Annotated in this window: 13 protein-coding genes and 2 pseudogenes; 8 read left to right on the top strand and 7 right to left on the bottom strand. The window is 62.8% G+C overall.

What is annotated here, in order from left to right:
• Positions 1-191: 191 nt before the first annotated feature.
• The 3 genes from NKH36_RS23435 (at position 192) to NKH36_RS23425 (ending at position 2,455) form a co-directional block, all read left to right on the top strand.
• Positions 192-503, top strand: a complete 312-nt coding sequence (locus NKH36_RS23435; RefSeq protein WP_352960745.1) for a hypothetical protein — start codon at positions 192-194, stop codon at positions 501-503.
• Between the two features lie 24 nt (positions 504-527).
• Positions 528-1,427 carry a sigma-70 family RNA polymerase sigma factor gene (locus NKH36_RS23430; protein ID WP_352964694.1) on the top strand — a complete coding sequence of 300 codons (900 nt, stop codon included), beginning with the start codon at positions 528-530 and terminating at the stop codon, positions 1,425-1,427.
• Between the two features lie 440 nt (positions 1,428-1,867).
• Positions 1,868-2,455, top strand: a complete 588-nt coding sequence (locus NKH36_RS23425) for a tetratricopeptide repeat protein (RefSeq protein ID WP_352960764.1) — start codon at positions 1,868-1,870, stop codon at positions 2,453-2,455.
• Between the two features lie 603 nt (positions 2,456-3,058).
• On the opposite strand, the gene NKH36_RS23420 is transcribed toward NKH36_RS23425, so the two are convergent.
• On the bottom strand, positions 3,059-4,156 hold the full coding sequence (locus tag NKH36_RS23420) for an AraC family transcriptional regulator (protein ID WP_352960749.1): 1,098 nt from the start codon (positions 4,154-4,156) through the stop codon (positions 3,059-3,061).
• Between the two features lie 76 nt (positions 4,157-4,232).
• On the opposite strand from NKH36_RS23420, the gene NKH36_RS23415 reads away from it, so the two are divergent.
• The gene (locus NKH36_RS23415) at positions 4,233-5,345 is read left to right on the top strand and encodes a DUF1330 domain-containing protein (RefSeq protein ID WP_352960751.1); all 1,113 of its coding nucleotides are present in this window, start codon (positions 4,233-4,235) and stop codon (positions 5,343-5,345) included.
• Positions 5,346-5,631: 286 nt separating this feature from the next.
• Here the strand turns inward: NKH36_RS23415 and NKH36_RS23410 are convergent, their stop codons facing one another.
• Positions 5,632-6,789, bottom strand: a complete 1,158-nt coding sequence (locus NKH36_RS23410) for a sulfite oxidase (protein ID WP_352960753.1) — start codon at positions 6,787-6,789, stop codon at positions 5,632-5,634.
• Between the two features lie 520 nt (positions 6,790-7,309).
• Entirely contained in the window at positions 7,310-7,474 is a 165-nt protein-coding gene (locus NKH36_RS23405; RefSeq protein ID WP_352964800.1) for a hypothetical protein, read from the bottom strand.
• Here NKH36_RS23405 and NKH36_RS23400 point away from each other — a divergent pair.
• The 3 genes and pseudogenes from NKH36_RS23400 to NKH36_RS23390 all read left to right on the top strand — a co-directional run bounded on the left by NKH36_RS23400 (position 7,415) and on the right by NKH36_RS23390 (position 10,697).
• Positions 7,415-7,968, top strand: a pseudogene (locus tag NKH36_RS23400) (DUF1326 domain-containing protein). The gene NKH36_RS23405 and the pseudogene NKH36_RS23400 overlap by 60 nt on opposite strands.
• 8 nt (positions 7,969-7,976) lie before the next feature.
• Positions 7,977-8,870, top strand: coding sequence for a DUF2182 domain-containing protein (locus tag NKH36_RS23395; protein ID WP_352960755.1), 894 nt, complete (start codon positions 7,977-7,979; stop codon positions 8,868-8,870).
• A gap of 306 nt (positions 8,871-9,176) precedes the next feature.
• Positions 9,177-10,697: an FAD-dependent oxidoreductase gene (locus NKH36_RS23390; RefSeq protein ID WP_352960756.1), complete on the top strand. Its 1,521-nt coding sequence runs from the start codon at positions 9,177-9,179 to the stop codon at positions 10,695-10,697.
• 120 nt (positions 10,698-10,817) lie between these two features.
• Here the strand turns inward: NKH36_RS23390 and dinB are convergent, their stop codons facing one another.
• The 3 genes and pseudogenes from dinB to NKH36_RS23375 form a co-directional block, all read right to left on the bottom strand.
• On the bottom strand, positions 10,818-12,059 hold the full coding sequence (dinB, locus tag NKH36_RS23385) for a DNA polymerase IV (RefSeq protein ID WP_352964689.1): 1,242 nt from the start codon (positions 12,057-12,059) through the stop codon (positions 10,818-10,820).
• Positions 12,060-12,176: 117 nt separating this feature from the next.
• Positions 12,177-12,636 (bottom strand): annotated as a pseudogene (locus NKH36_RS23380) (GNAT family N-acetyltransferase).
• Positions 12,637-12,718: 82 nt separating this feature from the next.
• Positions 12,719-13,087 (bottom strand): hypothetical protein, encoded by a 369-nt coding sequence (locus tag NKH36_RS23375; RefSeq protein WP_352964686.1) that lies wholly within the window; start codon positions 13,085-13,087, stop codon positions 12,719-12,721.
• A gap of 217 nt (positions 13,088-13,304) precedes the next feature.
• Here NKH36_RS23375 and NKH36_RS23370 point away from each other — a divergent pair, with 217 nt between their 5' ends.
• The gene (locus NKH36_RS23370) at positions 13,305-13,607 is read left to right on the top strand and encodes a hypothetical protein (protein ID WP_352964683.1); all 303 of its coding nucleotides are present in this window, start codon (positions 13,305-13,307) and stop codon (positions 13,605-13,607) included.
• A gap of 290 nt (positions 13,608-13,897) precedes the next feature.
• On the opposite strand, the gene NKH36_RS23365 is transcribed toward NKH36_RS23370, so the two are convergent.
• Complete coding sequence (locus NKH36_RS23365; RefSeq protein WP_352964680.1) at positions 13,898-14,593, bottom strand: XRE family transcriptional regulator; 696 nt, start codon at positions 14,591-14,593, stop codon at positions 13,898-13,900.
• Positions 14,594-15,064: the final 471 nt, after the last annotated feature.

The raw sequence follows: 15,064 nt of genomic DNA, 5'->3' as shown, positions 1-15,064 counted from the left end.
CCTGGCAGGTTAAATGCCTGGTATAGAACGCCTTGGCGCGGTCCTGTTCGAACACCGGGAGTTCGGCAAACTGCATTGATCGGTCACAGGCAAGGATGATGCGGGCGGCCGAAAAGAATTATGCCGAGCCGAGAATCTTTTCGGTAACTCCGGTCGTCTTCCGTTGAGACCAACCAATCAGGAGACGAACCATGGGCTACAAACTCATTCGCTACAGCGTGAAAGACACCGGGCTGGAAGAGAACCGCGCGCTGGTGGCAAAAGTGTTCGAGGCGCTGGATGAGACGGCGCCGCAGACCGTGCGCTATCTCGTGCTCGAACTCGATGACGGCGAGTTCATCCACGTCGTCGGCGAGGGAAACGATGCATCCGCGCTGACCGGGCTTGCGGCCTTCGAGGCGTTCACGCAAAACCATGCGGAGCGACGTTCTACCCCGGTCAAGCGATCGCCTGCCAAAATCATCGGCAACTACCATGTGCTTGAGGAGGGTAAGGCCGGATAGAGCGACTGTGCTACAGCCAAGAAAATGGACGCCATAACCCCACGGAAGTTCGACCGGCCGGCGCTGGAGGCGATGCTCTCCGGGTTGCGTCCGAAACTGCATCGCTATTGCGCCCGCATGGCGGGCTCGGTGATCGACGGCGAGGACATCGTGCAGGAGACGCTGCTGAAGGCGCTGCAGGCGATCGACGGCAGCATGGCGGTCGAGCGGCCCGAGCAATGGCTGTTTCGCATCGCCCATAATGCCGCGCAGGACCATCTGCGCCGGCGCCATCGGGAAAGGTCGCGCATCATCGAGACCGACATGACCACGATCGAGGATCCCTCCGGCAATGCCGACGCACGGCTGGCCGCGGCGACCGGCCTGCGCAGCTTCATGCAGCTTTCGGTAGCGCAGCGCAGCGCCGTGATCCTGGTCGACGTGCTAGGCCTTTCCCTGCACGACACCTGCGAGGTGACCGGCGCGACGCTGGCCGCGACCAAGGCGGCGCTGCATCGCGGACGGGCGCAGCTGCGCGTGCTCGCATCTGAGCCCGAACAGGTCGCCGCGCCCAGGCTCGACGCCGATGAGGAGCGGCGCCTGCGCCGTTACGTCGATCTGTTCAACGCGCGCGATTTTGACGCGGTCAGGGCGCTGATCGCCGAGGATATCCAGCTCGAACTCGTCAACCGCCTCCGCCTGCGCGGCAAGGCCGAAGTGTCGACCTATTTCGGCAATTACGATCGCATCAGCGACTGGGCGCTGTCGCTGGGCTTCGTCGACGGCAGGCCGGCGGTCCTGATCCGCAACCCGCAGGAGCCGGACAGCGCCGTGCGCGGCTTCATGCTGGTCGAATGGCAGGACGAGCGGGTCGTCCAGATCCGCGATTTTCGTTATGCACCCTGGTGCTTGGTCGACGCGGAGATCAAGATGATCGAGGAGTGAAGGGAGGATCGGCCACGTCCACGAGCGGTGTCTCCGGGCCTGGAGCCGCCGGATTCCAAAGCCTGTGGTTCAATCGTGGCGATTGTCTTTCCAATCTCGACAATTTGCTTGCATTTCATCTAGAACAAAGAGAGAACTGTGCCAGCGTGGGGTCAAGGTTTGGGGGAGACCAGCAACATGGCAGGCTGGACAAGCTCGCTTGGGAGTGCGCCCGTCGGACGGGCGTTGCGCGGCCGACTTTTCCGGCGAGTGCTGGCGGGACTTGTGGTTCTTCTGGCGGTCACTGCCGGTTCGGGCAACGCCGATCCGGGAGACGCCAAGGCTTTCATAGCCCAAGGACATTCCTGGGATGACGAAGGCGACTCTGATCGCGCTATTGCCGCGTACGGACGCGCCATCGCCGTCGACCGAACAATGTCGAGGCCTATAGCGGTCGATGCATCGCACGGGGTCGCAAGCAAGATTACGACGGCGCCCTCGCCGACTGCGAACCGGTCATCGCACTCGATCCGGCATCCAGTGAGAGCTATTTCACTCGCGCCTTGATCTGGAGGTGGAAGAACGACTTCGACCGCGCCATCGCCGACTACAGCCGGGGGATCGACATCGATCCCAACTACGGCGCGGCGTATTATGGCAGAGGCAGCAGCTGGCTACGCAAGGACGAATACGATCGTGCCATCGCCGACTTCGACCGGGCACTCGAGCTCGATCCGGATGTCACCAACGCCTATGTCGACCGAGGGTTTGCCTGGACCGCCAAGCTCGACGCCAGCCGCGCTATTGCCGATTTCGACAAGGCAATCGCCCACGATCCGATTGACGCCGATGCCTATTTTGGCAGGGGCGCCAACCGAGCGAGCCAGGCGGACCACAATGGCGCCATCGCCGACTACAGCCGGGCCATCGAGCTCGATCCAACAAATGCCGGTGTTTACGATGGCCGAAGCTTTTCCTGGAAGGCAAAAGGCAACCACAAGCGCGCCGAGGCGGATCGCCAGAAAGCGCTCAGCCTTGAGGCAAATTGAACTACCTGGCGTGGGTATCAAAATTGCTGGTGCGGCGGGCAAGGACCGCTCCCAGAAATCCTTGAAGCCCTTCGGTTGGCTTGAGATTGGTGCGTGCGCGCCAGCCGCGCCGGCGATCCTGATCCGCGACCCGCAGGAGCCGGACGGCGCCGTGCGCGGCTTTCATGCTGGTCGAATGGCGGGACGAGCAGGTCGTCCAGGTACGCGATTTCCGCTACGCACCCTGGTGCTTGGTCGACGCGGAGATCAGCACGATAGAGCGGTGAGAGGAGGGCTGGATGATGCGGAGATGGCGCGCAAAAAGGCGACATGGCCAAGGTCGCGCCACCGGCTTCGCTATTTATTGAGGTGGCCTCTGGCATAGCCACCCATTGCGGTCGCGGGTGGAACCTTCCGCGTATGCCCGAACCAGTCATTGCCGCTGCACGGCGGCGTCGTCGACCAGAGGGTGGGGAGTGGACGTTCAGTAAACGGCAGGACGCCAATATCGCGCGATTTGCGGAAATTTGCAGAGATTGATATGCCATCGGCCATGCGGATGCGCGAGCGGCCGTCGCCAGTCGGGGCATATTGTGTTCCTCAAATTGGCCTCCGGCCGTCCGGTTATCCGCGCCGGCCGCCGCGCCACCCAGCCGGCGAGACGCCCGCGAGCTTCTTGAAGCTCCGGCTGAAGGCCGCTTCGGACTCGTAGCCGACATCCCGCCCGACCGTCGAGACTTTGGCCAGCCCATCAGTGAGCAGTCGTGCGGCCAGTTGCACGCGCCATCGCGTGAGATATTGCATCGGTGGGCAGCCGATGAGACGCGTGAAGCGGGCCGCAAGGACTGACCGCGAGACGCCGGTTTCGCGTGCGAGTTCTTCAATTGTCCAGCCACGCGCCGGATTCTCGTGGACGAGCGCAACAGCCCGGCCGACGGCGGGGTCGCGCAAGCCGACCAGCCAGCCGGTCTGCTCCGGCGGCAGTGCCTCAAGATAGCGGCGAACGACCTCAACGAACATCAGCTCGCTGAGGCGCACGCGGATGCATTCAGCGCCAGGCCGTTGAGCGGACACCTCTGCCAGCGTTAGCTCGATCAGTCGGTCGAGCAGATCGCGAGTTGCGCCGGCCGCGCGCCGGATGCGTATCAGCGGAGGGAGGGCCCCGAGCAGAGGATTGAACGGCCGTGCATCGCAACCAAGAAAACCGCAGACATATCTGGTCAGGAGAGGGCCGCCGCCACCTTCGTTGACCACGAAGGGCAGTTGTCCGGCCGCCATGGCGCGAAAGAAATCGAGCGAATCTTCCTGGCTCAAACCGGATCGTACTCCGGGCGCACTGCACATCGCGTACGAATCCTCATGCGGGATCACAAGTATGTCGCCTTCGGCAAACTCAATCGGCGGACCGTCACCGATGCTGACCGAGCCCGATCCTTGGGTGATGATGTGGTAGGAAATCACGTGTTGGGCGCGCGGCAGGATGAAATGGGCAAATGAATCCGCCCGAGGCACTTCCACACCCCAGGGCGAAGAGGCATCGACCCAGAAGAAAAGCGCGCCGGTGAGCTTTATCACGCGCAGCACATCCGAAAGGACGTCCTTGTCCGGCGCGACCGAAGGTGCGGCATCGGGAACGACCTCTTCGGGTGGCCGCCCAGGCGATGGCGCAAGAACGGACGCTGCGGCAAGCGATTGAGACGCTGGGTCATGGAGCGTGCCCATGGCCGAGTCTACTATGCGCCGAACAGCATATCCACCGCGCATCCCGTGGAGCCCATGCGATCAACGGAGGTCGGCCATGTCTATTTATTGCTTCTTCGACGTGCGTGAAATCACCGACCAAGCCAAGGTCGAGCAGTATCTGGCAGGGGTCTTTGCAACGGTTGAACAATATGGAGGGCGCTATTTGGTGCTCGGCGGGAAATCCGACCTTGTCGAAGGAGACTGGCAGCCGGTCTATCCGGTCATCGTCGAATTTGCCGACGGCGAGCATGCCCAGCGCTGGTACTCATCGCCCGAATACGAGCCGCTGAAGGCGCTTCGCGTCGCCGGAACCCGATCCAACGCAGTGTTCCTTGAAGGTGCCACGCCGGGATCTGAGGACGCGGCGGTCCAGATCCGCCGGAGTAGGACATCGAAAACTCCGGCTGAAATCTACGACTCACTGTTCGTTCCAGCGCTGTTCCGACAATGGGGGCCTATCGTCGCCGCCGAGGTGCGAATAGGGAGGGGCGACCGCGTGATCGACATCGCCTGCGGTACGGGTGTGCTGGCGCTCGCGGCCCTTGATCGCGTTCGCGCGGAGGGCAAGGTGGTCGGGCTTGACCCCAATCCCGATATGCTTTGCGTCGCCCGCCGCAAAAGCACTCGCATCGATTGGCGAGAAGGGCGTGCCGAGCAGATTCCTTTCCCGGATGAAAGCTTCGACGCTGCAGTCAGCCAGTTCGGCCTGATGTTCTTCGAGGATCGAGCAGCCGGACTGCGGGAAATGATGCGGGTGCTTAAGAGCGGTGGCCGGCTCGCCGTCGCGGTCTGCGACTCGCTCGACGAGTCGCCCGGCTATGCCGCGGTGGCGGACATGCTTGAACGGCTGTTTGGAAGCGACGTTGCGAATGCGTTCCGCGCGCCCTTTGCGCTCGGCAATGCGGAGTTACTGCTATCGCTCTGCGCGAAGGCAAGCATAGAGCGTGCCGAGGTGAAGCGGCACCGCGGGACGGTCCGTTTTGCCTCGATCGAGTCGCTGATCTCGACTGAAAGAGCCTGCATCTGGACGTTGGGCGGGCTTTTGGACAACGAGCAGTTCAAGCGGCTCCTGGAGGAGGCCGAGCGGGCACTTATGCCCTTCGTGACAGCGGTCGGCGCCGTCGCTTTCGACATGCCGGCGCTCGTCATCACGGCATCCAAGGACTGACGCTGGGGACCGATCCAGGATTCCGGCCGTCCGCGGTTCAATAAGTGAACCTGACGAAGGTCCGAGAAGGGTCGGCTCCGGCCGCTCGACCTTGATCGCTTTAACGACCGCTCCTGGCGCCACTTGCTCGTCCCCATGGACGAGACGAATCGCAACAGTCCACCCGAAGCGGTTGTTCCGGGCATCTACGATGCGCGTCTATTTTGCCTGCCGAAGCGGACCTAAAGATTGCTTGGACAACCAGTCCGCGACCAGGCGCTGCCTGCTTCACCTTCCCGCGTAGTTCTTAGTCGACACGCACGCGGCGCGTCACCTGACCATTGCTTTCCCAGTATGTGTGTTTCTTGGCAATCAAGGGATCGTCCATTGCCGGTTGAATTTGTCCCGTGGTGCTGACCGCGCGCGAGGTCACCGTGTGTTCTCCAGGAGCGGGATTTGCCCAATCCAGGGACCAAATCTTCCAGGCGTGCTCGGCCTCCTCACTGCGGTCGATGGTCGCTGGTGCCCAAGGCCCTTGATCGATTTGCACTTCGACCCGGTCGATCGGTGCCCCCCAAGCTGCCCCAATGACGCGGTAGTCCGAACCTTTCCGGGTAACCTTCGCAGGCGCGGAATTTATCAGCGCCCGGCCGACTGAGTTCTCGGTCCACACGGTCTCGCCGTTGTGCTCTTCCTCCCGGATGGTGACATAGTCCCGGGCCATCAGAAGGCTCATGAACCGCGTATCGCGAACCTCGATGCGCTCCAGCCACTTGACGTTGGCGATCCCGTACCAGCCAGGAGCAATCAGCCGCAGCGGAAAACCATTGGCCGCCGGCAAGGCGGCTCCGTTCATTTCATAGCAGAGCAGATTGTCGGGGTTCATCGCGTCGGCGAGCGACATGCTGCGAGCGAAGTTCTGCTGCATCTTGACGTCGCGTATTGGGACCTCGCCTTTGTCAGTACCGAAAAAGACGACCTCGATGCCCTTCTCCAGAACGCCGGCTTCCTCGAGGATCGGGGCGAGCGGCGTCCCTGACCAGCGAGCATTGCCGATGCCGCCGGTGAAAAAGGGAAACCCGTGGTTGCCCGAGCATTCCACTGTGAAAACGACCTCCTGCCGCGGTCGCGCCCTGATGTCGGCGAGCGTTAACTTCAGGGGCTTCTTGACCAGGCCTCCGATCTCCATCGACCATGTCTTCTCGTCGATCGTTGGTCGGTTGAAATGCGAGATGCTGAAGAACTTGTCGTTTGGAGTTATCCAGCTATCCAAATCCTCCCAGACAAGCTGCTTCTGGATACCTACCGGATCGGGATTTTCGGTCGGCTGATCCAGCCATGGAATAACTTCCTCGCTCGGCCGTGTTGGAAAAGCGTAAGCCCGACGCGAGGTATAGAGAGCAGCAATTGCGGCAAGAGCCGTGCTTCCTTGAACAAGAAGTTCTCTGCGCTGAAAATCAGGCATGTTGTTTACCTCCCAGTTGATCCGGAACGGGCTGCAACGTGCCTTAGGCCGTAGCCTGATCACGGATAGGCGACACAATGTGAGGTCTGCCCAGCCGGAAGTATCCGGACAGGTCAGACAATCACCCGACGCAAGTCAAACATGTGAAGCATTGGACGAAACACTAGCTCGCGTTTCGCACGCTAAGAGTGCGCCTTTGAGAAGGAAGTGTCCACAACCTGGACGGGACATGATGATGATTGCAGCATTCGAGACCGATTTTTCTAGTACGGCCAAAATCGTTTGCTGCTCGGATCGCTATCGGAAACGACCGCTTTTGGGTCGTTTCGGACCTTCGCAGGTGCGGTCGGAAAGGCCCGTTCCGACCGCATTTCTGCCGTTCCGATATCCGCCTCACGATCTCCAAGGCGCACGTTCACCCCAAATTCGGCAAGAAACCGCGTTGGCTGCCGTCTCTTGTCGCGATCACCCGTGGCGCGACAGGATGGCGGTACGGCCGGCGCAGGTGTATGATGATTATCTAATAAGTCGCATCAAGGAGGACAGCATGACGTCTTGGGAAATTAAGGGACGGGAACTCGTCAATTGCACCTGCGAATATGGCTGCAACTGCCAATTCAATGCGCTGCCCGACAAAGGCCATTGCCATGCGGTGGCGGGCATCCAGATCGACGAAGGTCATCATGGCGAGACCGCTCTCGATGGCCTGCGGATCGCCGCGATCTTCAAATGCCCGGCGCGATCCACGAAGGCAATGGCGAGGCCATCGCTTTCGTCGACGAGAATGCAACCGACCGGCAGCGTCAGGCGCTGCTGCGCATCATGACCGGCCAGGACACCGACCCGTTCGCGACGATGTTCGCCGTCTACGCCTCAACCGTGACAAAGATGAATGAGCCGGTTTTCACCAAGATCGATCTCGACCTCGATATTGACGGCCGCAGGGGCCGCATCTTCGTCAAGGACTACATCGAGACGGTCGGCGAACCGATCCGCAACAAGGTGACGGGCGCGGACTCGCGGGCTCAGATCGTGTTGCCGAACGGCTTCGAATATACGGTCGCCGAGATCGGCAGCGCTTCGAGCACTACCCGCGGGCCGGTTCAGGTGACCACGAAGGACAGTTACGGCCAGTTCGCCCGGCTGCATCTCAACAACCACGGGGTGGTGCGGGCCTGACGCCTCGCATGGACAGCGCGTCGCCACTGGAACGCCTGCTCAGACGCGACCGCGTCATCACGATTGCGGGCGTGGTGGCGCTGTGCCTGCTGGCCTGGCTTTATATCGCCGCCGGTGCAGGGCTCGGCATGAATGCATGGGAGATGTCGAAGCTCGTGCTCTTCCCCCACCAGCAAACCGCCGGCGTGACCTCCGATATGCCCGGCATGGATATGTCTGGCATGGACATGCCCGGCATGGACATGAGCGCGAGGGACACGGCGACGGAACCGCGGGTCTGGGCGGGCGCGAACTGGGCGCTGATGATCGCAATGTGGTGGGTCATGATGGTTGCCATGATGTCCCCGAGTGCTGCGCCGACTATCCTGCTCTATGCGCGCGTGCATCGCCATGCGCTCGCACAGGGTCAGATCCAGGACAAGCTCGCGCCCACCGGCGTATTCATGGCCGGCTACCTCCTGGTCTGGCTGGGGTTCGCCGTCGCGGCGACCGCGTTGCATTGGCTGCTCGAACAGGAGGCGTTGGTTTCCGCGACGATGATGAGTTCGCAGAGCCGCTGGCTTTCAGCCACCGTCCTGATCGCCGCGGGCCTGTATCAGTTGTCGCCGCTCAAGAACGCCTGCCTGTCGCATTGCCGGGCACCGACGGCGTTCCTTGCCCGCCACTGGCGTCCGCACGCGGTTGGCGCGCTGCGTTTGGGGGCGTTGCACGGGGCGTTTTGTGTCGGATGCTGCTGGACGCTGATGGCGCTGTTGTTCGTGGGTGGCATCATGAATCTGGTGTGGATTGCCGGGCTCGCCATTCTGGTGCTGGTTGAGAAGCTGTTTCCTGCCGGCCAGTGGGTCGGCCGGGCAGCCGGCATCGCCCTGATCGCCTGGGGCAGCGCAACGCTTTCGGTCTGACGACCAGGGCCGTCGCGAATGTCGCATTTGCAGGAGACGACGAACCGATCGGGCGCCATTCAAGCCGTCGCAGCTACCACGGGCCAGGTTGCGAAATGGCGGGCTGCAGCACTGCCCGCCTGTCCCGATCCGGTCATGACCGGCCAATCCGGCGCCTGCAAGATCCGCAACCGGCAGGACCCGCGGACCGAACCTTCCCATCTGCGGACTGGCGAAACCTGAGCATGATGCCGGCATTCAAAGGCGTGGAGGAACTTTGAATCCTCGCATCCGTTTACCGGATGTCGTGGATGGGAGGTTCCGCCGATGAATGTCAGCGAGGAAAGGACTGTATCCCTCTGGGCGGCGACCGAAGTAGCGCCCGATGCGATCGCGCTCGGGCAGAGCCACCAGGTCGATGTTGTGGTCGTCGGGTCTGGAATTGCCGGACTGTCGGTCGCGTACGAGCTGGCCGTCGTCGGGCAAAAGGTGGCTGTCCTGGATCGCGGCCGGATCGGAAGCGGCATGACGGCGCGCACCACTGCGCACCTGTCGTCCGTCTGCGACGACTATTTTTCGGAACTGATCAAATTGCGCGGTGAGGACCTGGCGCGGATTTTTTATCAAAGCCAATCGACCGCTATCGACCGTATCCAATCAATCCAGGAGACGGAGAGTATCGCGTGCGATTTCCGACGCCTCTACGGCTTTCTCTTTCCGGCTTCCGGCAGGCAGGAAACCGATATCAAGCGCGAGTTGGACGCCGCTCTGAAAATCGGGGTCGACGTCGAGAAGATCAGGGGTGTGCCGTTTGCAGGCTTTTCGGATGGGCAGGCCCTTCGATACGCCAATCAGGCGACCTTCCACCCGCTCAAATATCTCCGCGGGCTGGTCGCAGGCATCCGCGCGCGCGGCGGCGTGCTTTATGCCGATACCATCGTCGAAAACGTCGAGGAGACTGACGGAGGCGTGCGCGTAACCACGGTTTCGGGCTTTACCGTGTCTGCCAAATCGGCCGTTGTCGCCACCAACTCGCCGATCAACGATCGGGTCGCCCTCCATACCAAACAAGCGCCCTATCGGACCTACGCGATGTCTTTCGAGATCACGCGCGATATCCTACCGGATGCACTGTATTGGGATACTGAGGACCCTTATCACTACGTTCGGCTTCAGCCTGGCGAGGGTCGGACCGACTTCCTGATCGTCGGTGGTGAAGACCACAAAACAGGACAGGCCGATGATGCCGGTGATCGCTTCGCGGCCCTGGCGGCCTGGACCAAAAGGCTGGTCCCCGATGTCGGCGTGGAAACCAACCGGTGGTCCGGGCAGGTGATGGAGACCGTCGATTATGCTGGGTTCATCGGCCGCAATCCTGGCAACAGCCGCGTCTTTGTGGCGACCGGGGATTCCGGCCAGGGCATTACCCACGGCGTCGTGGCCGGTCTGTTGATTTCCGACCTGATTCTAAAGGGGGAAAGCCCCTGGCGCGAACTTTACGAACCGTCTCGCAAGACGGCAGGCGCGATCGGCGATTACCTGGCGGAGAATGCGACAGCGATCAAGAGTTTTGCCGAATACATCGCGCCGGGCGAAATCGATTCCGTCGACAAGCTGCGACCGGGTGAAGGTGCCATCGTTCGCGAAGGGCTTACCAAAGTCGCCGCGTTTCGCGATGAGGACGGCACGCTCTACAAGCGCTCGGCCGCATGCACGCATATCGGCTGCCATGTCCACTGGAATTCCCTCGAGCGCTGCTGGGACTGCCCCTGCCACGGCTCGCATTTTGCTATCGATGGCACGGCTTTGAACGGTCCGGCCGTGTCGCCACTGGCTTCGCTTGGGTAGGGCGGTAGGGGAGTAGGGGAGTAGGGGAGTAGGGGAGTAGGGGAGTAGGGGAGTAGGGGAGTAGGGCAGTAGGGCAGTAGGGCAGTAGGGCAGTAGGGCCAATTTCCCTTACTCCCCTACTCACAATTCCTTTTCGGCCAGTTCGCGAAACGCGTCGGGAACCGAGCGGGATTGGCCGAGCGCGACCGAGGCATAGCCGACCGCCTCCCAGCCGAAGCGGTCGCGGATCTTGTCGATAGCGCGGTCGGCGGTCCAGCGCGCCGCGCCCTTCCTGGTGCCGGGGCGGCGGCGGTCGTCGTCGAGCCCGAGCGGCAGTTCCAGCTGCAGGGCCGGTTGCTTCTCCAGATGCGAGACGGCGATCGCCAGCAGCGAGATGGTTTTTTCGTGCGGATGATCGACAAGCACCTTGCGCACCAGCGCCTCGGCGATTTCGGCCAGCATCGCGGTTGCCGAAATCGGCTGGTCGAGCGTGATCGAGCGGGTCACCGAGCGCAGATCGGCAAAGCGGACGCGGACCGTCAACGTGCGGCCGGGCCGCGATTTCGCCCGCAGCCTGGTGGCGACCCTGTCGGCCAGATGCAGCAGCGCCGGCACGAAGACTTCCTCCTCGGCCGGTTTCCTGCCGAGCGCCGATTGCGCGCCGGCCGATCGCGCCCGGCGCTGCGTCTCGAGTTTGCGCGGATCGCGGTTCGAGGCCAGCGCGTTGAGCTTTTCGCCCGCCGCCGGGCCGAGCAGGCGCTCCAGCGACCAGCCGGGCGTCTTCGCCAGCTCGCCGATGGTGCGCACACCGATGCCGGCCAGCCGCTCCCTTGTCACCGGGCCGACGCCCCACATCAGCTCGACCGGCAGATCGTGCAGGAAGTCCAGCTCGTGGCGCGGATCGACGACCACCAGCCCGTCGGGCTTGGCCACTTGCGAGGCGATCTTGGCCAGATGCTTGGTGCGCGCCACGCCGACCGAGATCGGCAGGCCGAGCTCCGCGCGCACGCGGCGGCGGATCGTGCCGGCGATCTCGGCCGGCGGGCCGAACAGATGGGTGCAGCCCGCGACATCGGCAAAGGCCTCATCGATGGAAATCCGCTCGACCACAGGCGTGAAATCGCCAAGCAGCTTGATGGCCGCATCGCCCAGCCGCTGATAATCCTTGAAATGGCCGCCGACGAAAATCAACCCGGGGCAGAGCTCCCGGGCGCGCCGCCCCGGCATGCCGCCACGTACGCCGAAGGCCTTGGCCTCGTAGGACGCGGCCAGCACGACGCCGCCGCCGACGGCGATCGGCTTGCCGCGCAGGGCCGGGTCGAGCAACTGTTCGACCGAGGCATAAAAGGCGTCCAGATCAGCGTGGAGGATGTTGGCTTCCATCCGGCCCGTTCGCCTGCGGCGGTTTTACGCCGCGTTGTCTTGAGGTGGTTTCGTATGGAACATAAAGAGAACATTGTGGGTGAATTGTCAAGGAACGCTGATGACAGGTGCCGCCACCTACAATGCCATCTTATAGCCGAGATGGCTGGCGGTGAAGCCGAGGCGGTCGTAGAATGCGTGCGCCTCCCGTCGGCTCTTGTCGGTCGTGAGCTGAACGAAGCTGCAGTTGCGCGAACGGCACTCTTCAATCGCCCATTCGATCATCTGCTTGCCGACGCCGCCGGACCGCCGGTGCCGGGCGACGCGAACGCCTTCGATCTGGCCGCGCCAAGCGCCTTTCCTCGAAATGCCTGGAATGAAGCTGAGCTGCAGCCTTCCGACCACTTGTCCGGCTTCGACAGCCACGGCTAGCAGCCTGGTTGGGATCGGCTTCGATTGCCCTGAAGGCATCGAGGTAGGACGGCACGAGCGGCGTCGACGCGTCCTCGCGACCCGCGCCAAGCGCATCGTCGGCCAGCAATGCGACAATCGCCGGCAGATCGGGCGCTTGCGCGCGACGGAAATCAATTTCGCCCATCGAGGGACGACATACGGCACGGGCTTGGCGACGGCAAGTGCGGTCCAGCCATTCGCGGCCGATGGGGTCGATGACCTCCGGCTTACGCGGCCTGCCGTGCCCAGAGGCGGTGGCCATAGCGGCGGAAAAAGCGCGCCAGGAGCCGCTGCTGCCTGGCGCGGGCGAGATCAGCGCCGCGTCTTTCCTGGCGCCAGCGCGGCATGTTGCGATAACAGGCGATGAAGCGGGCGGCGTCCTCGAGTGCCTCCTCGGCCGACTGCGCCGGGCGGATCGCCGCCAGGAATAAGGCCTCGCCGTGCTTCAGCCGGTCGACCACCGCCTTACGCTGGTCATGGCCCAGGCGGGCCTTGCCTATGCCGTCGCGGCGAATGGCGGCGAAGGCTGCCAGCATGGCCGGGCTGTCGCCGGTATAGCCGCAATCGCGGGCGAATTGAGCGCAGAGGGCGTCCATCCTGGTTTCCTTGGCTTGCGGCGGCCGCGACGGACGCCGGTCTTGCCGCCCATGCGTACGTACGTCCGCGGCGCTAACTATCTATCGGTATTTATCAAAGCATAACTCAAAAAAATGCGCAAGTTAAACTTTTACGCGGGCTGGGCAGAACCGACTCGACTCTTCGGGAAAAACCGATGATGATGCGAACAAAACAGGAACTGAGGCACTAGGGACGATGGCATTGCCGGGCAAGGAAGCGACGATCTCCGAGGTCGTCTCGATTGCGGTCGAGTGTATCGATTGCGGCCGCAACAGATGGTGGAAGCCGGCTGAGCTCAAGCGCTTCGGGGTGACCGACCAGACGCCGCTGGCGGCCCTTTCGGGGCGCCTTCGCTGCTCGGCCTGCCGCGCCGACGGGCTGCCGGGCGCGGCGGTCGCGGTCCAGGCGGCGTTCATCGACGAGCAGCAGCAGCGCCGTGCCGAGGCGCGGATGCTCAGCGAGCGCGAGGTTCCCCTGGAGAGATCCAGACGGGCTTGAAGGTGGAAATGCCATCTCCCCTTTGCGGGGCAGGGCTATCTCAGGTGGGAATCCGAGGCTTTCGCTCTACGATGTACCCCCCACCCCTAACCCCTCCCCACAAGGGGGAGGGAGACTTCCGTTGGCGCTGACGTCGGCAAATTGCCTGCCTTTCGGCGCCAAGGGATAGTAAAGGCGCGCGGCAGCGTTCCCTCCCCCTTGTGGGGAGGGTTAGGGTGGGGGTCCATCTTCGCAAGAATCCCTATGCGATTGCTCTGCCGTTGCGGGGGATGCCGCGCTCCGCCGCCGCCCTAGTACCCCAGCAGTTCCTTGAGTGGGATGACGCGCCAGACGTGCTTGATTGCGTAGCGGTTGAAGGTCAGCGTCTTCGGTGGATTGTACTGCTCGACGACCAGCTCGGCGGCGGTGCGCTTGACCAGCTTCTTGATGAAAGCCTTGCCGTTGCGCTCGTTTTCGTCGGGAAACATCTCGATCACCACGTGGTCGCCAGGCACGGCGTCGCGGCCGCCGCAATAGAGCATCTCGCCGGGCTCGTAGCGCGGCACCATCGAGTCGGAGAGCACATGCAGCGCAAACACCTTGCGCAAATGGGCGATGCCGGGCGGGCGCTGGACATAGCCGGCGACCTCGCCGTTGAAGGTGAAATCGCCGTCGTCGCCGCCGACAGCCGCGCCCAAAAGCTCGATATCCATCGGGCCGGCGGGCAGGGGGGCGGCGTCGGTGACGATCTCTGCGTCGGCGACATTGTCGGCGTCGTCGAGGAAGACGACCTCGCCCTTGCCGAGCGCCACCGGGTCGACGCGCAGGAAGGCGGCGGTCTTCAAAAGGTTCTCGGTTTTTGGCAGGTTGCGGCCAGTTTCCCAATTGCCGACAGCGGCGACATCGGTGTCGTTATGCTCGGCAATGTGGCGCATCACCAGGCCACGCTGCTTGCGCGCCTTGCGGATCGCCGCCCCGACCTTGATCGACAACGAGGTTTTCGCCATCGCGCCATCTGAAACATAAGAATCGGTTTCGTCCATGAAAGAATAGCTTGCATAAGTTTTTGAGTTATGCTTATATACTGCCATGCACAAACCACGTTGCCCCATCTCGTTTTCCCATCCGTCCCGGCTGTCCTCCTCCCCGGCCGGGACGAAGCCCGAGGCTAGCGCCTCGGCTCCGGTCACCCTGCCGTCGGCGGCGGCGACCGGAACGGCCGGAGCCGTTCCCCTCACGGCTCCGGCCACGAATTTCCGCGAGTGCAATGCCGGCCTTTCTTGCATCCGCACCGAGGACGGAACGGTCATCGTCTTCGATCGGCGCGTGGGCAGGGCGGTTTCCGGCGCCACCCGCGAGGCGGCCGAGGCGAATCACGGCCCCCGGAAGTGATAGTACTACCCCGACGAGCTTCGGCAATAAGCAACCATTAAATAGAAGAAAACCAAGACCGCACATAAAGAATAAGTATATTAAAA

Origin of the sequence: Mesorhizobium sp. M1312 (assembly GCF_040318115.1) — a bacterium.
Classification (GTDB): Bacteria; Pseudomonadota; Alphaproteobacteria; order Rhizobiales; family Rhizobiaceae; genus Mesorhizobium.
This window is presented reverse-complemented; position numbering and strand designations above follow the sequence as displayed.